This window comes from Arthrobacter sp. TMP15 (assembly GCF_039529835.1).
Lineage (GTDB): Bacteria > Actinomycetota > Actinomycetes > Actinomycetales > Micrococcaceae > Specibacter.
Map to the genome: position 1 here is coordinate 848,904 of NZ_CP154262.1, position 21,448 is coordinate 870,351.

A 21,448-nucleotide genomic window follows, 5' to 3' on the forward strand; every position below is an offset into this window, starting at 1 on the left:
CACCATGTCTGCGGGGTGCGAAACGTAATAACTACCCCCGAGTCATAGATTCACCCCTTGGCGCCGAGTCGCTGACACCCACACAGGTTTAGCTGATGAACACCGGAGCCGATGGGCGAAATGGCAGAATGGGGACAACAGCAGGTCTCGAGGCTGCTGCGCTGCAGCGGGCTAGTGTATTGACAGGGTATAAAGGGGAAGCACAGTGGTTCTTGCGGTGGAGAACATGCCCGAGGGGGCGCAGCTGGTCAAACTGCAGAGCCAAATGCAGGTGTGGCGTGAGGACTTGTTGGCGCTGGATCGGCGGCAAAAACTCCTGTATTTCCAGCATCCCAAAGTAGGCTCCTTTGAATTTTTGCTGCCCAAGATGGCCGAGCTTGAAGCCTGGCTGGAGAGTGGCCCCGTTAACCTGGTCTCCAACGAACCTGATGTCGAAGATAGCGCAAATGCTTCAGTGCTGGGCCTGTTGACTGGCAGGAAATGGCACGTGGCAACTGTTCAGGACAAGAACGAAGCCCAGATCCTCAGCACCTGCAAACGTTTGCTGCAACGCTCGGAGCAAGAATTCGCAGACCGTGGTGTGTGGATCCTCTACATTGGCCTGGGGATGCTGAATTGGATTGATCCTGCGGACCAAAAACAGGTTTGCAGCCCGCTGAAACTGGTTCCCGTGCGGTTGGAGAAATCCGGCAGCAGGTACACGATGCGGCGCACAGGTGATGAAGCAGTGCTGAACTCCTCGCTGGCGTTAGCGATGGCCCGCGATTTCAACATAGACATGCCCTCCTTCGAAGACTCGGATTTCACCGTGGGCGAGGTCATCGACGGGGTTAAACAGGTCATTGCTGGTGAGCCCGGCTGGTCCGTGGACCCGCGCAGTATCTTGATGACCTTCACCTTCCACAAGGAGGCCATGTATCAGGACCTGATCCAGAATGAGGAACAGATTTTGGCCAGCGGGTTAATCCAGGCCCTGGCGTTGGGCCCCAGCTCCGGGGAGGGGGCAAACTTTGCCTTTGAACTGGCGGACGGTGAACAGCTGGATGAACTGGTGCCACCGGAAACCCTGCACAGCATTCTGGATGCAGATGCCAGCCAGCGCAAGTGCATCATTGCTGCCCGAGAAGGCCGCAGCTTTGTCATGGACGGACCTCCCGGCACAGGCAAGAGTCAAACGATTGCGAACATCATCGCGGAGCTGATGGCCGTGGGGAAAACGGTGCTATTTGTTAGCGAAAAAGCGGCAGCGCTGGATGTGGTGCGCGACAGGCTCGCCTCACGAAATCTTGAGCCCTTTCTGCTGGAACTCCACAGCCACAAAGCCACACGGAAACAAGTAGTCACAACCCTTAATAAGGAACTGACACAAAAACCTATAGGGCGCAGCAACCTGGATCAGGCTGACCTCTCGCTACTGGAGAGCTCCCGTCTAGGACTCAGCGAATATGCGGCTGCCATGAATGAGACCCGCCACCCACTGGGACGCAGCTTCCACAATGTGCTGGGCCGGCTATTACAACTTGGCGGCCTGGGGGACGAGGCAGGGGGAGCAGCGGCCCTGGCCGATTACCCGGTGGGTGATAGCACTTATTTCACGGCGCTGACCCCTGAACTTCTCGCTGAAATAAAGCACCAAGGTGGGGCGCTTGCGCGTGCTTGGCGTCCAGCGCTAGAACAGGAAGATTTTATCTGGAGAGGGCTGGCTGGTGAGCAGCTGGACGCTGGGAGTATTCGGGATTGTGCACGCGCTGCCGGGCACCTATCCGAACTTTCGCAACAGCTGGCAGAAGAATCATTGCGTTTTGATGGCAAGCTGCCGTTTCTGGACCTACCCCGCAGCCGTACTGGCGTGGAACAGCGCAACACTGTGGTGCGGCTTCTAGCACACCGGCCCACTATCCCTGATGCGTGGCTCACAGGACCTTTTGCCCAGGTGGAACAGCGGGTCAATCAATGGCGCAAAAGCTTGGCACTCAGAGGGGAGCTTCTAAGGGTTCTTGGCAGCGAGTTCACGAAGTGGACTCCCGAAGACCATAAAATTCTGTCCAGTATAGAAGCGTTTGCCGCCTATGCAGGCGCCATTCCAGTACACGCCGGCTTGCAGAACGCCACGGTTGAAGCCGCCTCCGGGTTGGGGGCAAAGATCAATGCGATCAATGCGGAGATTCAGCAGCTGCTGCCGGAGGCGCACAGGCTGGCAGATCTGTTCCAGGCGGACAGTTCCACCCTCAGCCTTCGCACCCTCTCGGTGCTCTGCTCCTTGGCGCAGTTGAGTCAAGCGGGCCACCGCCCCGAGGCGGACTGGCTTGACCCGGCCGTCCATGGAGATCTGGAAGAAAGCACCAAAGTACTGGCCAACGCTGTTGGTGCTGTGCGCGAAAAGCAGGCACAACTGCAGAACATTTTCACCCCGCAGGTGCTCGGTCTGGATCTAAAAGCACTGCACTGGCGCTTTGAGAATGAGCACACAGGGTTCTTTAGTCGCTGGTCCCAACAAGCCCGCGCGGATCGCACCACTCTTCGCCCGGTCACAGTCTCAGGTGGGGTCAATAGGGCTGTCATTGCGGCGTTACCCATCGCTATTGCGTGGCAGGACGCGCAGCGCGAACTGTACGCCGCTGAGCGTATATATGGACCGCGACTAAAGAGCTACTACCAAGGGCTGCAAACCGATTTTAGCCGCGTGCATCAAGCCCTGGAATTAGCGCAGCAGGCAGCCGTGGTGGCGGGGAAGGACGTTGGATTGCAGGGCCTGGCCGCGCAGCTTTCTACCAACACTGAACCTGACCGGCTGCTCATGCCCATCGCCAACAAGCTCACTGCTGGCGCGGACAAACTCAAGAAGCTGATGGGCGAAACATTGGATTCGGACTTTCAGCTGTGGGCTGCCGAAGCTCCGCTGAACGAGCTGTTGCAGGTTAGCGTCGGTTTTGCCGACCAGCTCACTACGGCAGAGCCTGCGCTGGCTCGCCTAAATGCCATGGGTGCAAAAAAGTTGATGCTCAGACAAGCCGCGGAGAACCTGTCCCGGATTGCCAGGCTGGTTGAAATAGATGCCGCGAACGACGCCGTTGCTGCCGCCGACTCCGAGCTTTTGGGCCACCATTTCGCTGGGTTAGCAACGCCGTGGCCGCTTCTGGAGCAGGACTTGGTCTGGTGTCGGGTTGCCCGCAGCAATCTCAACGCTCCCCTTGACGGGGCAGCCTTGGAAATCCTGGGTGAGTTTTCCGGCGTCGAACTTTCCCTGCAAGCATGCACAGCCCGCTGGGATAACGGTCTGGCGGAACTGGCCAGATGGTTTGAGGATGATCGCGTGCACGGGTTGACTGAAGAGCTGGGCCGCGACGTGGCTGGCACAGTTGGGCTGGCCGCGGAGATGGACGCCGAGGCTGCCACGGATATCGACGTGTGGTTTGAGTACAAGCGGATTCGCCAGTGGGCCGCTGCACACGGTTTGGGGGAGACCGCGGCGGGGTTGGAAAAAGCGGCAGCGCCAGCGGCAGATATTCCAGGCGCATTTGAACGAGGTGCGCTTGAACCCTGGGCAGAGGCCATTATCTCGGGAGATACCCGGCTGGCGGAGTACCGCCCGGGCAACCGGAACGCCAGAGTGGAAGAGTTCTCCGCCCTTGATGCGAAACTGATCAAATATGCTTATAGTTCCGTGGTTGAGGCGTGCACGGCCCGGCGTCCGCGATCAAGCTTTGGTGCGGCGGCCATCATTGTCCGTGAAGCTGAGAAAAAGTCTCGGCACAAACCCATCCGAACACTTCTGGAGCAGACCGGTGATGTGGCGCAGGCGCTGAAACCTTGCTTCATGATGAGCCCGTTGTCTGTTTCGCAGTACCTGCCGGGCAGTATGCGTTTTGATGTTGTCATTTTTGATGAGGCGTCCCAGGTCATGCCGGCGGACGCTGTAAACTGTATTTACCGCGGTAATCAGCTCATTATTGCCGGGGATCAGAAGCAGCTTCCACCCACCGCTTTCTTCACCACCACAGCCGAAGAAAGTGATGACGAGCTGGCCCCTGACAACTTCGATAGTGTGCTGGATCTGTGTAAGGCATCCGGCGCCATCACCTCGTTGCCACTGACGTGGCACTACCGTAGCCTGCACGAAGATCTGATCACCTATTCAAATTATGGTTTTTATGACGGCAAGTTGAATACTTTCCCGGGCGCCGTGCAAAACTCACTTGATTTGGGGGTCCATCACGAGTTCGTGAACGGTGTTTACCAGCGCGGCAAGGGGGCAATGAACCCTATTGAGGCCGAGCGGGTGGTTGACCGGATCATTGAGCACCGCCGCAACAATTCTGGTTTATCGCTGGGCGTGGTCACGTTTTCGACCGCCCAAGCTGACGCCATTTTTGATGCCATTGACCGGCGCACCGTTGACGAACCTGCGCTCACCGGGCTGCTGGATGACCGCGACCGGTTGCATGGTTTCTTTGTAAAGAACCTTGAATCGGTGCAGGGCGATGAGCGGGATATCATCATTTTCAGCGTTGGCTACGGACCAGATGCTAGCGGGCACTTGGCCATGAACTTTGGCCCGCTTACTCGTAAAGGTGGGCAGCGTCGCCTGAATGTAGCCATCACTAGGGCCCGTCGACGCGTGGAAATTGTCAGTTCCTTTCACGCCTCTCAGATGCGTGAGGGCAACTCTGAGGGTAATTTTCATCTGCGCAACTATCTGGATTTCGCCGCCCGCGGCACCGCTGCCCTGGCCCACAGGATAGCCCCCAGTCATAGCGAAGGTGACTTTCTGTTGGAGGGCCAGGTCCGAAAGAGCATTGAAGCGCTGGGTTATGAAACGCTCTCCCGGGTTGGTTCCGCTAAATACCGGGTAGATATTGGCGTCAAACACCCACACAAGCCCGGCACCTTTTTGTTAGGTGTGGAGTGCGACGGCGTGGCGTACAGTTCTGCGAAAACGGCCAGGGACCGCGATCGTTTGCGTGGCTCGGTGTTGCAAAATTTGGGCTGGAATATGTTCCGGGTGTGGGGCCTGGGTTGGTACCGGGATCCGGTTGGCCAAGCGGGCAGACTTCAACAAGCACTCGAGGAGGCTCTGATGGGGTCGCCTGTGAAAGGCGGTCAGCAACTGGCTGACAGCGAGGAACCTGGACTTGATTTTGAGGCCGTGGATCTCCTAGCCGCACCCAGTTGGAGTATTGCTTACCAACAGGCACGGCACTTGCGAACCAGCCATGATGTGGCCGCAGGATCACCTGAGGCACTGCCGGAGCTCGTAGAATTCTGCCAAAAAGTGATTGCCGCCGAAGCGCCCCTGCATCTGGATACGCTCCAAGCACGGCTGCGTGAGACCTGGGGGATGGGACGAGTGGGATCCCGAATCAAGGAGAACCTGCTCGAAGCGGTGGCACAATCCATCATTGCGGATGAGAGGGCTCGCTTAGACAACGACGATTTCATCCGTTTGGGGCCACCCGGGGCTGTGCGTGTTCGGCATCCTGGCGCCTCCGGGGTGAATCGGAAGGCCGGAGCGATCCCACCCGAGGAGCTTGACGAGGCCGTTCGTTTAGTGCTGCGCGACGCCGTGGGCCTCTCCGGGGAGCAAATTCTCACAGCATTGCGATCGATTTTTTCGTGGGCGCGCAGCGGACCGGAGATTCAGGCAGCCGTGAGTAAATCCCTTTACCGCTGTCAGCGCAATGGCGTATGTACAAAGGACCGGGATGGGATTTACCGGCTCGGTGGTTGAGCCTCGGCGGTTGAGATTGGAGATAATGACGCCAGTTCATCCCTCCGGGGTGTCATCATCTCCAATCTCGACGGTGGTCTGAGGTGCCCAGGAGGTTGAGGTGCCCAGGGCGGACCCGGAGGGGGTACGGGCGTGGCGTAGCTCGACATCGCAGTCCCCCGTGGGCACAATGAAAGTTCAGCTATCACGAAGGGGCAGTAATGGCGTATCCGATGTCTCGGGCCGTGCCGGGTTCGGAATGTGTGCCGTTGCCAACGTCCCCGATTATTTGGGGTGGCTATGTGCGCAAGACCATCCGTGCCTGTTCTCTGGTGGCTTTCCTCTGGGCCATGGCTGTGGCCATGCTCGGTTTCTTCTCACCCCTTGAAGTTGCTCGCGTGTTTGAGGACGTAGCCCACTTTGTGCCTGCCCTGCTGTTCGTTATTGGGCTGGTGGGTGCGCTGAATTTGGGCAAAGAGATAGGTAAGGACTTCAAACATGTGATGGGCTACGGGGTAGTCAAGCGCACTTCCGAACATCACGGGCACACAGTGGTGCCACCGCGGGGTAGGCGTCTGGTCTATGCCTCCATGCTCACCGGGCTCTTGGCTGGATGTGTCTTGGCTGCGATTATCCGTGCTGCTGCTGGAGATGGGCTTGGCTTCCTGCTGTTGACTGGGGTGGCGGTCCTGCTGATTGTGCCCACCATCAAACTGCTTAAACTGGGTAAAATAATCTGGCTTCAGGCCAGGGCGGAACAGCGCATCCATCGGGACATAGTTTCAAGCGGGGACCACGTAACCGGCACTGTGGTGGCTGTGACCAATGAGAGGTTCATTGTTGATGGCCGGGCGATGTTCCACGTGGATTTGGAATACCCTGTGCAAGATCAGACACAAACTCTCCGGATCCGGTTCTTTGACTATCCAGTGTGGGCGCCGGCCATAGGCAACGAATTTGACGTGTGGACTGATCCGGAACGTCCCTTTGTGCAGGAGCGAATATTGCTTGAACGCCGATACGTGGGACAGAGTTTCGTGAACATTGACGACGAACCGTTTCCAGCGGATCACATCAGCGGCGATGAAGCCTCCGCCAAGGTGGAACCAACCTCAGACGGGACAGCTGCGGGCAGCGCGGCGCTTGGCATGGAACATATTCCGCAGTGGATGGCTGATGAAACTCACTCAGAGGGCGCCCCCACACCTAAGTCAGCCCGGCGGACCCGCTTCCTGATTGGTGTTCCACCAAACTTGATTGCTCTTTTGGCGCTGGCCGGGACCTTACTGGTTCCCTCCATGATTGATCATGTTCCATGGTGGACATTGGCGGCACTATGGCTCTACACGGTTCTAACTATCATCAATGCTGGCGTGTATTGGCAATTCATGTTGCGCAGGCGCTGGTTTATCCGTTCCGGGGTATCGTTCGGAGCTACGGAAGCGGCAGTTTTTACCGGCTTCTTTGCCGCAGGTTTCTCGATGCTCACCACACACACGATGGTGTTTGCCCCGTTGAACCGCGAAATTCCTTGGACACCGGCACACGTACTTACATGGGCTGCCGTGATTGGCGCCCTGCTGGTTTTTGAGTGGGCATTTACAAGCAACACGTGGGCCCTGAAACACCTCAACGCGGAATTCCCGGCGCCGCCAGAAGCCATCCAAGAAGCACTCACCGGGCATGACCCAGAGGGCATCGATAACTTGGAACGGCAGTACGGGTACCGCGCCGGAGTGTTCCTGTGTACCTAGGGCCCTAGAACCAAAGTGCCTGTAGCCAAAGGGCCTGTAACCAAGGTGCCTGTAACTGTTAGCACTGTAGTTGCGGGCGTGCCCTCGTGGGCTGTCTGATAGGCCGGATTCTGTCCTGATACATTGAGCAAAACTTCAAAGAAGAGGTGCACACATGACAAATATCGTTTTGGTCCATGGCCTTTGGTCTGATGGTTCCAGTTGGGCCAAGGTCATCACCGAACTGCAAGCAATGGGGCATGTCCCTATTGCCGCTCAGCTGGGACTTGAGTCATTTGAGAACGACGTCGCTGCCGTGCGCCGGGCACTGGCCACTGTGACGGGCCCGGTCTTACTGGCGGGGTGGTCCTATGGTGGAGCGGTCATCGGAGAAGCTGCTCGCGGTGTTGAGGCCGTGAAAGCGCTGGCCTATGTTGCAGCATTTGCCCCAGTAGAAGGCGAATCCGTCAGCGGGCTGTCCCGGCGTCACCCAGGCAGTCTTGTTCCTGCCCACGTGGTGGTGGCGGGAGATTACACCTATATTGACCGGCCGTATTTTGGCGCAGTGCTGGCAGCAGATGCCCCAGCCGAGCTGGTCGCCGTGGCCGCGGCGACTCAGGGAATGGTTCGGATTGGGCTCGACCGTGTGAAGGTGGGATCCCCTGCCTGGTTGGAGCTGCCATCCCATTATCTTGTGGCCACGGATGATTGTTGCGTCCCACCGGTTTTGCAGCGCGAAATGGCTGAGCGCATGGGGGCGTCCGTGACGGAGATAGCCTCCAGTCACGCCCCCGTGTTATCGCGCCCGCGAGAGGTTGCCCAGTTCCTAGACCGGGCCGCAACACAGATGGCATAGCCTGTAGCCATGACCGCAGACGACGCCGGATCCCTCGCCGCCGTCGGCTCCGCACAGTTTCAGGAAGATGCTCGACTGGCCCACAAGAATCCGCCGATTCTACGCGCACACAGCAAATACGGGCAACGGATCGATGAGGTGGATTGCCACCCCTTCTACCATCGCATCATTTCCCAGGCCGTCGCTGCTGGTGCGCATACTCCCGTATGGGAGTTCCCGGGCAAGGAAGCCAGCGCACTGCGAGCTGCACAATTTATGCTTTTTGCGCAGGTGAAACGGGGCAGTGGCTGCCTTGGATGTGCGGGCCAACACCATCCGCGCCGTGCCTCAGGGGGATCATTTCCGCCTGACCGGCCACAAGTGGTTTTGTTCGGCGCCTATGTCGGATGCGTTTCTGGTGTTAGCGCGGGACGAGGCGGGGCTTGGCTGCTTTCTGGTGCCCAGAGTACTGCCGGATGCGAGCAGGAACACGTTCTTGATCCAGCGCCTGAAGGACAAGCTGGGCAACAGATCCAACGCTTCCGCCGAGCTTGAATTTGCCAACACCGTCGGGTGGCGGGTGGGCGAGCCGGGCCGCGGGGTGCGCGCCATCCTGACAATGGTGGGCCAAGCCCGCTTTGACTCTATTCTCGGCACGGCCGGCGGCGTACGCCAATCGGTGGCATACGCCAATCGGTGGCCGAGGCCGTATGGCATGCCCGCTACCGCAGTGAGCATGCGCCTTTCCTCTGCTTGTGATGACGACGCCGGAGATTCCGAACGCGCCTTCCGGCGCCTTGGGACTGCACTGACCAAATACTGGGTGTGCAAGCGAGGTCCCAATCATGCCTACGAAGCCATGGAATATTTGGCCGGCAACGGCTATATTGAGGACTTCCCTTTGGCTATGCGCTCCCGGGAACAACCGGTCATGGCGATCTGGGAGGGTACGGGCAATGTGATTGCCCTGGATGTATTGTCCTGGATGTACTGCGAGCGATGGCCACCGAACCCGAATCTGTGGATGCGTTTTTCCAGGAGCTGCGGTTCGCGTCAAGCACGCACCCGATTTTTGATGACTTCACTGCCCGGCTCAGGGAAGAGGTGGCTCCTATGCACTCGACGCCACAGGATTTTGCCGGGCAGGCCCGCAACGTGGTGGAAAAGTTGGCGCTTGCCTTGCAAGCCTCGCTGCTGCTGAGGTTCGACCCAGCCGCAGTATCCGATGCGTTTGTTCTCTCCCGGCTGGGACCGGACCGCTCGTTCAACTAAGGCAACCTCTCGCCGTCGTCCGATTTAGCGGGGGATACTCACGCGAGCCTAAACCGCGGCAGGTACCTTGCACGAATTCTCTTGAGAGATTCTGCGCAGCAAAGCCCACACCAGCAGTCCGATGGAGAGCACCGCCAGAATAGGCTGCACGGGCTCAAAAAACTTCATCGCGCCTGCCGAACCCAACACCAACAGCACAATTTTGTTGCAGACAGGGCAGCCCACGGCAAAGAAGGTCAAAAATGAGGCGAAGACGCCCGCTTTATTGGTTGCTCCCGCGCGGGTGATCGGTGAGGCCACATAGGTGGCTACCAGCAGCCCCGTCAGTAGCGAGCTGATGCCCAGCGCGGCGTAAGACCACCACGTTGGCGGGATCTCACGGCTAAAGAAGGTGTTCGGAATAAGGACCGTGGGAATGGCGACCAATACGTAGACCAGCAGCGCCGTGGCGGCACCTGCCGACCAGCGCCGCAGCGGCCACAGACGCAAATTAGAGACAATAGTGGCAAACACGCTAGCTACTCTCTGAAGACGGTGTGGAATCTGGCGGTTCGGGAAGCCTGCTCTGCGCGGCGTGAACGCCACAAATAGAGTCCGCCCGCAAGAAGAAGAACCAGCAGCGCGGCGACACCGAAGCCTACGTTGGAGATCTTTGATGAGATCCCAACAACCCAGGATTCCGCCTCGTACTGAGCATCAATAGTCAGCAGACCGCCCAAGGAAGCCGTGCCCTGAGTCAGTAGCAGTAGGACACCAATACCGATGGAAAGCACCCCGGAGACCACCATCCACACCGAGTTCTCCCACGGTCCCAGCCGGAAACGGCGTGGTTTCAACCAACCACGCTGACCCAACCGCAAGCGTGTCCAGAACAGGGATAAAATTCCTAACGGCAGCGCCATGCCGAGCGCAAAAATTGCCAGCATGATCCCGCCATACAGTGGATTACCGCCAGCGGCAGCCACGGCCAACACCGATCCAAGAATGGGACCGGCGCATACCCCGGCCACTCCATACACGGAGCCGAGAACAAAAACCGATATTGCTGAGGTCCCGTCAGTGCCTCCGCGGCGGCTCAGACCAGGGAACTCCACTCCACTGATTTGTAAAATTCCAATGACAATGACCACGGCTGCAGCAATATTGATCAGCACTGACCGGTTTTGTGTGATCAGGGAACCAACCAGCCCGGCCAACAGTCCAAGAGGTACAAGCGTTGTCAATAGGCCGGCGTAAAACAGGGCCGTACGGCCCAAGAGTTTAGTAGGGCTGGCGAACGCGTAGGCAAAAAATGCCGGTAGCAGCATCACCGAACAGGGGCTGAGAAGCGTAAGTATCCCGCCCAGGAAGGCCCCGGTGTATCCGATGTCCATGGGCTATTTCACCTTGGCCAGTTCGCCATCAATAATCTGGGTAAAGACCTCCAGTGGCTGAGCGCCCGGGATCGCTTGATTATTGATGACAAAAGTGGGCGTGCTGTTTAGTCCCAGCGCCGTTGCCTCGGCCACATCCGCTTTCACCAGGGCTAAAAGCTCCGGACTTTTCATATCCGCAGCAAATTTTTTCATGTCAGGCACCCCTGCCTGCTCAGCGAACTTCAATAATTCCGCTTCGGAGAGCTCTGCTTTGCCTTTTTCTGGGGCGGCAGCGTAGAGCGTCTCATTGAACTCCCAAAATAAACCCTGCACTCCTGCAGCACGTGCTGCCACGGCAGCGTTTATTGACCCTTCGCCGAACAGGGGCAGGTCACGCCATTCAATGCGCAGCTGACCGGAGTCAACATATTTTTTGATGATTTCCGGTTGGGTTTTGCGGGAGTAAACCCCGCAGAAGGGGCAACGGAAATCGGAGTACTCGATTAGAACAACATCAGCATCCACGTCTCCTAGAGCTTGCGGATCCGAAGGTGTGCGTCGCTCCAGGTTCAGTTCCGGGGCGGGCGCTGCGCCACCGGAGGAGGACGAGTTCTGACTGGCAGGGTTTTCCGCGGACTTTAGACGGTCTTTGCCTGCAGCGGCGCCCACAAAGACTATGGCTAGAACAATGACAACACCCAGTGCCAGCAGCATAATGATATTTCTGGTCTTCTTCGTCTTCATCAATAATCTTTCAAGCTTGTGCAAGGGCAGCACTTCCGCGGCAGTAGACAAACCGGCGGCAGAGCACTTGCATATATTCGTATATAAAGAGGACACCTTGGATGCCGCTTGTTAGCCCGTAGTTTCTGGGCAGGGTAAAGCGGCTTGCCTCAGGTCTAAGTCCGCACAATCCCAAGATCTAGGTGCGTCAACGCCGCTGGAACCCTATCAGCGAACTGGTCAGCACCACCGTCAGCACGCGCAGGCGTCAGAAGATCGGACTCCAGGGCTGAAGGCGGGCGTTGTAGATGTGCCGAGACAGGAGTGAGAGCGTTTTGTTCCAGCCGTACTTTGTCTCGCCCCGGTACACAGGTGGTCCACGCCGGGCGTGCATCAGTGCCGGGTGACAGTACGGTGTTGGGTAACTGAGCGGTGCTGGGTAAGGAGAGCCCCGTGGTTACGGCTAAAACAGGTACCGCTACCGCGTGTATATCCAAAGCAGTGGAAGTGAGTTCGTAGGTGCTGCCGGAGGCTGCCGGATTTCCCGAAGAGGCCTGAGCGCCGGTGCAACCCACGATCACAAGCATCAACCCGGTGAGGGCCAAAAGAACCGCATGGGTGACAAAGCTGAGCAGTGAGGCAGGCTTTGGCATGCATGGTCCTTTCATCACGGAGCATCGTGGGGCTTGGCTAGGCCGATTCTCGGCATATTTTCACCACTATACGTCAGCTATATGGGAGGCGGCCGGGGGGGGGTGTTTGTTTCCTGGTCTAGGGGAATCTGGTCTACGGGAATCTGGGCCTCGCCCGAAGTGCCCGATCCGGGATCCGCCCATGTTGGGCCAGACCGAGCGTCATGTTCAGTAAACAAAAGATGAATACTGACTGTCGTGTCACTGGCCTGAGATTACAAATCCGCACAGATTCAAGGATTTTTCTCGGCCCTGGCATTCTCATGCGGAGTCAAGTGACGTTACTCTCAGTGCATAGTGGCTTTGTGGAAATAGATATGTATACTTGGACGTAGTTGTAGTGTTGCGTTTTTTGTAGTTGAAGCGATGCCGCCCGTTAGGGAGACGTCGCTTTTCTGGAGAAGCGGACTTACACCGTATACGGAGGCCCGAAGGTCGGGCGGAATCTCCAACTTCAGAAGGAAATAGAAATAATGGCAACAGGTACCGTCAAGTGGTTCAACGCTGAAAAAGGCTTCGGCTTCATCTCACCCGATGATCAGAGCCAGGATGTTTTCGCGCACTACTCCGCGATCAACTCCTCCGGCTACCGCTCCCTCGAAGAGAACCAGAAGGTTTCCTTTGATGTTGAGCAGGGTCCCAAGGGTCCTCAGGCAGTCAACATCCAGGCTATCTAATTCTAAAGAAAACGTGCGGGTAACCGCGCATTCTTTAGTCCTTAGGGCTTGAACAAATAAGGTCCGGGTTTTCCCGGGCCTTATTTGTGTTTAATCCACCTTTATGTTGCCAGCTAGATGTTCCCTTCCAGGCTGGCGAGAACGGACAGGCTGTGCGTGAATTACTCGCTTGCCGGGCGCAAACGCGTTGTGAGATGGATTACCGAAACTTGCAGAGCATCAGTGAGCAATAAAACGGCAATGTCTAACGGCGCTGTTCACGGCAGTGAAGCCCGCCATGTGGCACCATTGGAAACGATGAACACCAATAACTCCAAGCGGGCACGCGACGGGATCCCCATGCCGCTGTGGCTGCAGGGGGCCTTTGAGGCTGCTCAAATGTTCGTCATTTCGGCTTTGGTCGTGGCGATACCGTTGACGGCTACTTGGTTTACAGGCGGCTTTGCTGAGAAAGATGCCTCGATTGTTGCCAGATTGGCCGGCCATATTTGGTTACTTGGCCATGGTGTTCCGCTGAACGTGACAGTTGGCAGCGGGCCCAGTTCGGCATCCCTGCAAATGGGAACACTTAGTTTGCTGCCGATAGGCTTGGCGCTGATTCCCTTTCTTCTCTCGTGGCGTGCTGGCCGGCGATTGGCACGGGCCTCCTATACCGACCAGCTGTGGCAGCCCCTCTTGAGTGCTGTTGCTGTCTATGCGGCGGCCGGTCTTGCAACTGGTTTTGTGTGCAGCATCCCCAGTATCTCGGCTCCTCTGCTTGCCAGCACACTGATTCCGGTGATTCCTGCCGGTGTAGGACTGATCATTGGCTCTCGTTTGGAAGCTGGCTCGTGGAGCCGACTGATTGGAATGAATGCTGCCGATTGGATCGCTAAAACCAGTCAGGATCAGCGTTGGGCTGGTTCCTATGTTTGGACGGTATTGCGCTCAGGGTTTATTGCGCTCATGAGCGCACTCTCGCTTTCAGCATTACTGCTGGCGGTTAACTTGGCGGGGCGTTGGTCAGACATCGCTGCCGTTTACCAAGCGTTGCGGCCAGGAGCAGTGGGTGGGGCAACGCTGACACTTGCGCAGATGGCGTTCATGCCGAATCTGGCCATCTGGTCGTTGGCATGGGCTGGCGGTGCAGGCTTTGATCTTGGTGTCGGTTCCACGGTCTCACCCTTGGGAACTGCTGTGGCTCCCGTGCCACCCATCCCGCTCCTTGCTGCATTGCCCACAGGGGCTATGACGTGGGGATTTGCAGCACTCTTAATCCCCGTTATAGCTGGCCTTTTGGCCGGTTGGTGGTTTGTTCGGGCTGGCGAGAATCACTTTGACGAGTGGCTTTCACTTAAGGTGCGCCAACGCTGGCTCTCACTACCTGGATCAACGCTTTTTCTGGGTACCGTCATCGGCGTCTCCGCCATGGCCATGAGCTGGGTGCTGTTCTGGCTTTCGCAGGGCTCTCTGGGTATTGGCAGACTCACCCATTTGGGACCCGATCCGCTCACGGCAGCACTATGGATTGGAGCCGAAGTGGCACTAGGAGTCATGCTTGGTTCGCTGCTGGCACCGTGGCTTGAAGGCGAACACAATGGCTTACCCCTGATGCGACGCAATGAAGAAGTAGTCGAATAGGGCAAGGGCGCCCCTTGCCCCTAAAATTGTGGGCATGCGCATAGTTGTTTTAGTCTCCGGAACCGGTTCAAATCTGCAGGCCGTGATTGATGCCGCCGACAGTCTGCCCCTTGAAATTGTTGCCGTCGGGGCGGACCGAGCTGGTACGTTCGGTATTGAACGTTCTGCCGCGGCCGGACTGGAAACCTTCGTGGTCAATTTCAAGGATTACACAACGCGTACCGACTGGGATGCGGCGCTCCTGGAAGCAGTTGCCGCGTACAAACCGGACTACGTTCTTTCAAGTGGTTTCATGCGGATTGTAGCGCCAGCATTCATTGATGCTTTTGAGGGTCGGTACGTCAATACTCATCCGGCGCTCTTGCCGTCGTTCCCTGGTGCGCACGGTGTCCGCGACGCGATGGCATACGGGGTGAAAGTCACCGGCTGCACAGTGCATTTTGCAGATGCAGGTGTTGACACAGGGCCCATCATTGCCCAAACACCTGTGACAGTGTTGCCCGAAGACACCGAGGAATCCTTGCACGAACGCATCAAAGTGGCAGAGCGTGCACTCCTGATCAAAGTGTTGGGTGACCTAGCTTCGGCCTGGAATTCTCAAGACAAAATCTAAGGTGCGACGCCGGAGCTTGGCTTAGAGTTCTTCCGGTCAAGTACCCAGGCTGAGACTCTCCCAACGAGCCAGCCCAGGATGATGGAAAAGACAATGGCAATAATGACAGCAACCTGTGTTGAGATACCGGGCCAATACCTCGTCAAAATTCCGATGCCAACGGCGTAGATGGACCAAACGCTAGCGGATACAAGGGAAAACACACTAAATGCCCGCAGCGGATACCCTGCCATTGTGGCCGCAATATTGGAGGACAGCCGGCCCATTGGGATGAATCTCGAGGTCAGCATGAACATGTAGGGTCGCTGCTTCAGCCTGCGTGTGGCGGCATCAACCGCGCGTTGGCGACGAGGGCCGCGGGTAGCACCCCACCGGGTATGGCCAAACAATTTGATGATCCAATACGTCAAAAGATCCCCGGCCACGGCGCCTACCATCATGGCTAAGACAAGAGGCAGGGCTTTCGGTCCGCCGTCGAGCCCCGCCAAAGCGCCCAGGCCCACGAACACGGTAGTGCTAGGAACTGGCGGCAGGATGGCGGAGACCATCACAAAAAACCCACCAATCAGGTAGATCCAAATGCTCGCAAGGAAGCCGGTGGTGTCGGCTGCGAGATCCATATTGCCCTTTTCTTTGGTGCTTGTTTTGGATGTTGGCCCGGCCGTGCTGAAGCAGTGCTGATGCACTACTAGTTTAGTGGTGCTATTTCCTGGTGCGGCCAAAAATGAGCGAAGCAACGGCGGTGGCGGCTGTCACTGTGTAGACGGCAGGCCAAGCACCCATCTTCTTAGCCAAGGGATGTGAGGCGCCAAATGCCAGTACATAGGTGGCGGTCAATGCGGTTGCAACTCCGGCTCCGGCGTTCTTCTTCCAGCCCCAAAATGCGGCGGTGCCTGCGGCGGCCAACACGGCACCACCTAACTGGCGGTTCTTGGTGACCCGGGCCGTTTGGTATCCGCCAAGCAAACCGACGGTGGAAGAGACGGTGGGAAGTAGAACGCTCATGGAAGATCCTTAGGTGTGGAGAATTCAAGGTCTGCAACAGACTACCCCGGTGAGATTGGAGATCATGACACCCCGTCCGTCGGCCGGGGTGTCATGATCTCCAATCTCACCGGGGCGTGGGTCGGGGCGTGGGTCGGGGCGTGGACGTGGGCCAGGACCGTGGTTCGGGCGGGGATGAGAGATGGTGGATGCGGTTGGGTGGAATATCGGCAGTGCGCTCAGTCCAGGACGGTGCCCTTGGTTTCCGGGGCGGAGATCGCCATCCAGATAACTGCCGCCACCACAAGCCCACCGGTCAGTGCGAAGGTGAGAGGTAAGCCCAATACGGGCCATAGGAGGGAGCCGAAAATTAGTGGAACCAGCCCGGCACCCACCCGCGAAACAGTAGAAGCCCAGCCAAAACCGGTGGCGCGCAGGTGCGTGGGATAAAGCTCTGACACATAGGTGTAGAGCACAGGAATGGCAACTTGTATGACAAAACCAAACACGAGCAACCAGATTTGAGCGGCCACAGGGGCATCCAACACCAGCGCAAAAATCACCAATGACAACGCTGCCAAGGGACCGGTAACGGCCAGAATCCATTTGCGTCCCAGCCGCTCTACAAGCAGTGCAGCAGCAACCACCCCCAGTAATCCAATGGCTGTCATTGACGCGGTGGCCATGAACGCTTTATTTTCGGCGTAGCCAGTGGCGACCAAAATGGAGGGCATCCACGTCAGAGCGCCGTAGTACACCAGCAAAATTGTTAGAAACAGTGACCAGGCCACCCCTGTGACACGCCAGTTGAAACGCCACAGTCCCGCCAACTGGTCGGTGATCTTGCCCAGAGATAGTTTTGGTGCAGTTGCCGCGTCTGGCAGTGTCCAGGGACCCACTGTGGCCCCGGTTCTTTCAATGAGGCGTTCAATGACAGCTTTAGCCTCCGCTGGACGGCCGGCCCGCACCAAATACAGTGGTGATTCTGGCACACCCACACGAACCCAAAAAACGAGCAGAGCCGGGAGCACCATAACCAGCATCAGGTACCGCCAGTTCCCAAATGATGCCATCAGCACAGCTGAAACCACCCCACACAGGGACGCCCCGATTGGCCACCACGCATCCATGGCCGTCAATACCCTGCCGCGGAGTTTGCGGGGAGTGAACTCACCCACCAACGCATAGTCCACGGGAATGCACCCGCCCAGACCAAAACCTGCCAGAAAACGGAACACACAAAAGAGAACGATCTCGTTGGAGACGGCACCAAGAACCGTGAAAATGGAGAAAATGAGCAGGGTGAGTGTGAACGCCTTTTTGCGCCCAATAATGTCCGCGATGGATCCCCAAGCGAAAGCACCAACTGCCATGCCAATCAGGTTGGCTGTGCCGATCCATGCCGCTTGCCCGGTGCTGAGCCCCCACTCTTTGGACAGCAGCGGAATCAGGAAGCCATTGAGGGTGACATCCCAGGCATCGAACATGAAGCCGAGCCCGCCGATCAGGAAGATACTGCCTTGCACGCGCCAACGCCAAGGGAGTTCCTGCACTACGCGGTCGCCGGTGAGTAGGGGCGTTGGGTTGCTCATGTTCCTGTGTCCTGATCAGCGAGGGTTATTTTCACCAGAATAGACGACGTCGGACACAGCCTTGCGCAGGTTGGTTGCGTCATCCCCGTCCCGGCTGGGGCTTACACGGTTGGTCAGCTATGCGATCGAGAGACTGTGCTCGCGATCGATCAGCAGTGAGGTGCCGGTAAATCCACCGTGTCCTCGGGCTTCTTGGGCGTGTGAGCCCATCCACGTCTGCGCATTGATGCGCATGCCTAGACTGTGCCCGAAGGCGGGATCCTCTGGATTGAAATTGTTACCCAATATCTCGGGCAGCTGGCTGCGCCACATTTCCTCAGCGAGTCCGGGGGAGAGGATGCCGGGCAGCCCTCGGCCCAGGGACTCGCCAAATGCTACAAGTCCACCCGACGTGGCGAACATACCGGCATTGCCGCTGAGTCCGCCCAGGGACCAAGCCGCCTCATCGTGGACTATGCCTTGAATAAGTCCACGGCCCAATGCGTGCTGGTATTCCGTGGGTGCACAGTGCTCCACCCGGGGGGTACCGGTGAGGCCTGAAGTGGGAAGCTTCGCCAAAACCCTGTCATGGACAAGGGCGGCCCACGGTTGCCCCGTCGCATGTTCAGCCAAAACCATGATGGTGTTAAATCCTGCGCAGGAGTACTCAAAACGTGTTCCTGGAGGTGCTTCCAGGGCAGTGTCCAACAAGTCTTGAACTAGCCGCGCACGTTCAAATCCCCGCCCCTCATTCAGGGAGCGCTCCCATCCCCGCCACTGTGATGGGAGCCCCGAGGTGTGCGTCAGCAGCTGCCGCAACGTCACTGTAGCTTTCTGGCCTTGCCGGTAGGTGGGCAAGATTCGCCCGATGGGTGCATCGAGTTCCAGAGCCTTACTGTCAACTAGCGAAAGTGCTGTGACGGTGGTGAATAGTTTTGTCACGGAAGCTAAGTCAAAAAATGTCTGTGGTGACGCTTCTCCGGCGGTGAGTTCCGGTAGCCAATCATGGTGCAGCACAACGGCGCAGCTCGCCGCTGGTGCTATTCGGTCCTGCACGCACTGATTCAGCAGTTTTTGTATTTTGGTTTCAAGTATTCGGTGAGTGGCAGGCATTAGTGCCTCCCGGCGTCGATCGCGGCCGGCAGGAACCCATCCTTTTGAGCCAATAGCGTTACCGCCTGTGCTGCAGAGAAACCTGTCATGATCGAGAGGATCGCCGCTTTCACGTGGCCATTGGTTGCGGCCAAGGCTGCCGTCGCTGCTTCGGCGTCGCACCCGGTGACCTGCATGAGAGTACGTTCGCTGCGGGCATGGAGTTTGGCGTTCGTGGCGCGAAGATCAACCATGACGTTTTTGTAGGTTTTCCCCAGTCGCACCATGGTGATGGTGCTGATCATGTTCAACACCATCTTTTGACAGGTACCGGATTTCAGCCGGGTGGAACCAGTCAGGAACTCTGGGCCCACTTCAATTTCCAGAGCACTCTGGGCCGCAGCTCCCAGCGGAGAGTTATTGTTGCAGGCAAATCCGACTGTATAGCAACCCTGCGTCCGGGCGGCTTCAATGGCGGCAATGACATAAGGAGTACGTCCGGATGCGGCTATCCCCACCACTGAATCGTGGGGGCCCAGTTGCAATGCCGCCATGTCAGCAGTCCCCGCTTCGGCGCTGTCCTCGGCATTTTCAACGGCCTGTTTAACGGCCGCCTGGCCCCCGGCGATGATGCCCACCACCAGCTCCGGATCAGTCCCGAAGGTAGGCGGGCATTCACTAGCGTCCAGGATCCCCATGCGACCTGGCGTTCCGGCCCCCACATAAATTAATCTGCCGCCCCGGCCCATGCGAGCTGCAACCTCATCGATGATTGTGGCAAGTACGGGAAGCTGCTTCTCAATGGCCTTAGGGACTAGAGCATCCTCACTGTTCATTCCAGCAACAAGCTCTGCTGTTGAAAGTGTGGCTAGATCCGGGTAGCGGGGATTGGAAGCTTCTGTTGTCAGCGTTCCAATCTCGGATCGAACTGTTTCACTGTGGATCGACTTTTCGTGGGTTCTCGTTGAGGGGGAGAGGGTGGGAGAGGGGGAGAGGGAACGGGAGGACGTCACGGAGGAGAGGGATTCTAATATGCTGACCACGCCAAGAGCACTGACTCGGCTGAAACCATAGGTATGGATTGTCATAAAACTTGTTGGTTCCGAAGTAGTGAGACCCACATTGATGCAGATTGCCCGGGGTGCCCGGGCGAGAACCAGTTGCAGAGTTTCTTGCTGCGCCGGAGACTCCAACGAGTCAACCATGACAAGGACGGTTCCTTGCATCGTGTCCCCTGTACCGGAAGGTGTTTGGCCCAAGGCAGTGTCCAGTTCCGCTGTGGAGAGCCCTGCCACGCTGATGGCAGTCACCGCATAATCACTCAAGGCTGTTGCCATGAAATTCGCGGTGGGACCTGCGGCCATATTGTGCCCGGTGCGCGCATCCAACAGCGTCACCGCACCGGAGCCTGCCAGTGCTGGTGTACCTGGCGAGTCAACACGGCAGGCGCGGGCAGCAACGGAAACCCAATCGACGTCGTCGTCCGCTTCAAGGGAAACCTCCGCGGCAGACCACTGCGCCAGCCCCTGCACACGGGCAGCAGCCCGGCGCAAGGTTTCCACAGGCAACCGCCCGGAGGAAGCCGCAGCAAACAGGGCGTCGTAAACCTCGGTGTAGCAGGACTCGTCATCACGGCCTGTGGTGTAGGCGTTCATCGGGTTGCCCACACACAACAGGTCGTTGCCCGCCAGCAATGCCAGCACGCCACCCTCCCCGGGGCCAACGGTTGCTCGAACGGCGGCCATGTCCAACGCATCAGTAATCAGCACCCCCTCAAAGCCCATCGTGCGCAGCAGTGCGCTCGCCGCCGGGTTCAGGGTGGCCGGGGCCTCACCCAGCTCGGGGATGATGATGTGTGCGCTCATCATCGCAGCAACCCCGGCATCCGTGGCGGCCTTGAACGGGGGCAGATGGGATGCCGTCATCTGGGCCAAGGTCAGCTCAACGCGGGCCGTGTCCATGTGTGAATCAGCCACAGTGTCACCATGCCCGGGGAAGTGCTTGGCGCAGGCGGCAACGCGCAGACTTTGAATGCCAGAGACGGCAGCCGCAGTATGGACGCCCACCAATGCAGTATCCGAACCAAACGCGCGCACACCAATGACGGGATTGCGCGGGTTGGTATTGACATCAGCCACCGGGGCGATCGCCAAGTTGATGCCGGCATTGCGGCACAGCCGGGCGATTGCGCGCCCCGCAGCTTCCGTCAGGGCCGGCTCATTTACCGCACCCAGCACTGCCGCGCCCGGAATGGCCGAGCCGTCACGGGACTGTAAACGGGTGACGTTTCCGCCCTCTTCGTCAACACCGATCACAGCTTGCGGGTTGGCGGCCCGGATAGAAGCAGAGAGAGCTGCCACCTGTCCAGGGGCGTCGGGATCAATATTTTGGCTGAAATATACGACGCCGGCCAGCCCGTTTTCAAGAGCAGTCACCAACCAGCCTGGTGCAGTGGTGCCAACAAAACCGGGGAGAATCACCGAGTTAATCAGGCGGAACAAATCTGCTGGGAGGTCAGCGGATGCAGAGTCTATGGAGGACGGCGTGTGGTTGAGCTCACGTGAAGTCATACCG

General features: G+C 58.0%; 17 protein-coding genes. 8 read left to right on the forward strand and 9 right to left on the reverse strand.

All coding sequences use genetic code 11. The annotated features are described in order from the left end of the window. Positions 1–205 precede the first annotated feature (205 nt). The 5 genes from AAFM46_RS03800 to AAFM46_RS03820 all read left to right on the forward strand — a co-directional run bounded on the left by AAFM46_RS03800 (position 206) and on the right by AAFM46_RS03820 (position 9,547). The gene (locus AAFM46_RS03800; RefSeq protein ID WP_343319660.1) at positions 206–5,728 is read left to right on the forward strand and encodes a DUF3320 domain-containing protein; all 5,523 of its coding nucleotides are present in this window, start codon (positions 206–208) and stop codon (positions 5,726–5,728) included. A 200-nt stretch (positions 5,729–5,928) separates the two neighbouring features. Next, positions 5,929–7,461 (forward strand): hypothetical protein, encoded by a 1,533-nt coding sequence (locus tag AAFM46_RS03805; RefSeq protein ID WP_343319661.1) that lies wholly within the window; start codon positions 5,929–5,931, stop codon positions 7,459–7,461. A 154-nt stretch (positions 7,462–7,615) separates the two neighbouring features. Beyond that, positions 7,616–8,296 carry an alpha/beta hydrolase gene (locus AAFM46_RS03810; protein WP_343319662.1) on the forward strand — a complete coding sequence of 227 codons (681 nt, stop codon included), beginning with the start codon at positions 7,616–7,618 and terminating at the stop codon, positions 8,294–8,296. Positions 8,297–8,305: 9 nt separating this feature from the next. After that, positions 8,306–8,830: a hypothetical protein gene (locus AAFM46_RS03815; RefSeq protein ID WP_343319663.1), complete on the forward strand. Its 525-nt coding sequence runs from the start codon at positions 8,306–8,308 to the stop codon at positions 8,828–8,830. A gap of 444 nt (positions 8,831–9,274) precedes the next feature. Further along, positions 9,275–9,547: a hypothetical protein gene (locus tag AAFM46_RS03820; protein WP_343319664.1), complete on the forward strand. Its 273-nt coding sequence runs from the start codon at positions 9,275–9,277 to the stop codon at positions 9,545–9,547. Positions 9,548–9,595: 48 nt separating this feature from the next. On the opposite strand, the gene AAFM46_RS03825 is transcribed toward AAFM46_RS03820, so the two are convergent. The 4 genes from AAFM46_RS03825 to AAFM46_RS03840 form a co-directional block, all read right to left on the reverse strand. Then, on the reverse strand, positions 9,596–10,060 hold the full coding sequence (locus AAFM46_RS03825; RefSeq protein WP_343319665.1) for a hypothetical protein: 465 nt from the start codon (positions 10,058–10,060) through the stop codon (positions 9,596–9,598). 5 nt (positions 10,061–10,065) lie between these two features. Next, positions 10,066–10,920 carry a cytochrome c biogenesis CcdA family protein gene (locus tag AAFM46_RS03830; RefSeq protein WP_343319666.1) on the reverse strand — a complete coding sequence of 285 codons (855 nt, stop codon included), beginning with the start codon at positions 10,918–10,920 and terminating at the stop codon, positions 10,066–10,068. Positions 10,921–10,923: 3 nt separating this feature from the next. Then, positions 10,924–11,646, reverse strand: a complete 723-nt coding sequence (locus AAFM46_RS03835) for a thioredoxin domain-containing protein (RefSeq protein WP_343319667.1) — start codon at positions 11,644–11,646, stop codon at positions 10,924–10,926. Positions 11,647–11,801: 155 nt separating this feature from the next. After that, complete coding sequence (locus AAFM46_RS03840; RefSeq protein WP_283530631.1) at positions 11,802–12,278, reverse strand: hypothetical protein; 477 nt, start codon at positions 12,276–12,278, stop codon at positions 11,802–11,804. A gap of 512 nt (positions 12,279–12,790) precedes the next feature. Between AAFM46_RS03840 and AAFM46_RS03845 the strand changes: the two genes are divergently transcribed. The 3 genes from AAFM46_RS03845 to purN all read left to right on the forward strand — a co-directional run bounded on the left by AAFM46_RS03845 (position 12,791) and on the right by purN (position 15,227). After that, positions 12,791–12,994 (forward strand): cold-shock protein, encoded by a 204-nt coding sequence (locus AAFM46_RS03845; protein WP_038467205.1) that lies wholly within the window; start codon positions 12,791–12,793, stop codon positions 12,992–12,994. A gap of 222 nt (positions 12,995–13,216) precedes the next feature. Beyond that, complete coding sequence (locus AAFM46_RS03850) at positions 13,217–14,614, forward strand: DUF6350 family protein (RefSeq protein WP_343319672.1); 1,398 nt, start codon at positions 13,217–13,219, stop codon at positions 14,612–14,614. 34 nt (positions 14,615–14,648) lie between these two features. Continuing rightward, complete coding sequence (gene purN, locus AAFM46_RS03855) at positions 14,649–15,227, forward strand: phosphoribosylglycinamide formyltransferase (RefSeq protein ID WP_343319673.1); 579 nt, start codon at positions 14,649–14,651, stop codon at positions 15,225–15,227. Here the strand turns inward: purN and AAFM46_RS03860 are convergent. The 5 genes from AAFM46_RS03860 to murQ all read right to left on the reverse strand — a co-directional run bounded on the left by AAFM46_RS03860 (position 15,224) and on the right by murQ (position 21,444). Next, positions 15,224–15,847, reverse strand: coding sequence for a VTT domain-containing protein (locus AAFM46_RS03860; protein WP_343319674.1), 624 nt, complete (start codon positions 15,845–15,847; stop codon positions 15,224–15,226). The genes purN and AAFM46_RS03860 overlap by 4 nt on opposite strands. An 82-nt stretch (positions 15,848–15,929) precedes the next feature. Next, positions 15,930–16,232 (reverse strand): hypothetical protein, encoded by a 303-nt coding sequence (locus AAFM46_RS03865; protein ID WP_343319675.1) that lies wholly within the window; start codon positions 16,230–16,232, stop codon positions 15,930–15,932. 218 nt (positions 16,233–16,450) lie between these two features. Further along, a complete protein-coding gene (locus AAFM46_RS03870; protein WP_283530623.1) occupies positions 16,451–17,803 on the reverse strand; it encodes an MFS transporter in 1,353 nt (450 codons plus the stop codon). Between the two features lie 117 nt (positions 17,804–17,920). Then, positions 17,921–18,895 carry a serine hydrolase domain-containing protein gene (locus AAFM46_RS03875; protein WP_343319676.1) on the reverse strand — a complete coding sequence of 325 codons (975 nt, stop codon included), beginning with the start codon at positions 18,893–18,895 and terminating at the stop codon, positions 17,921–17,923. Further along, positions 18,895–21,444 (reverse strand): N-acetylmuramic acid 6-phosphate etherase, encoded by a 2,550-nt coding sequence (gene murQ, locus AAFM46_RS03880; RefSeq protein ID WP_343319678.1) that lies wholly within the window; start codon positions 21,442–21,444, stop codon positions 18,895–18,897. The genes AAFM46_RS03875 and murQ overlap by 1 nt, the downstream gene beginning before the upstream one ends. Positions 21,445–21,448 lie beyond the last annotated feature (4 nt).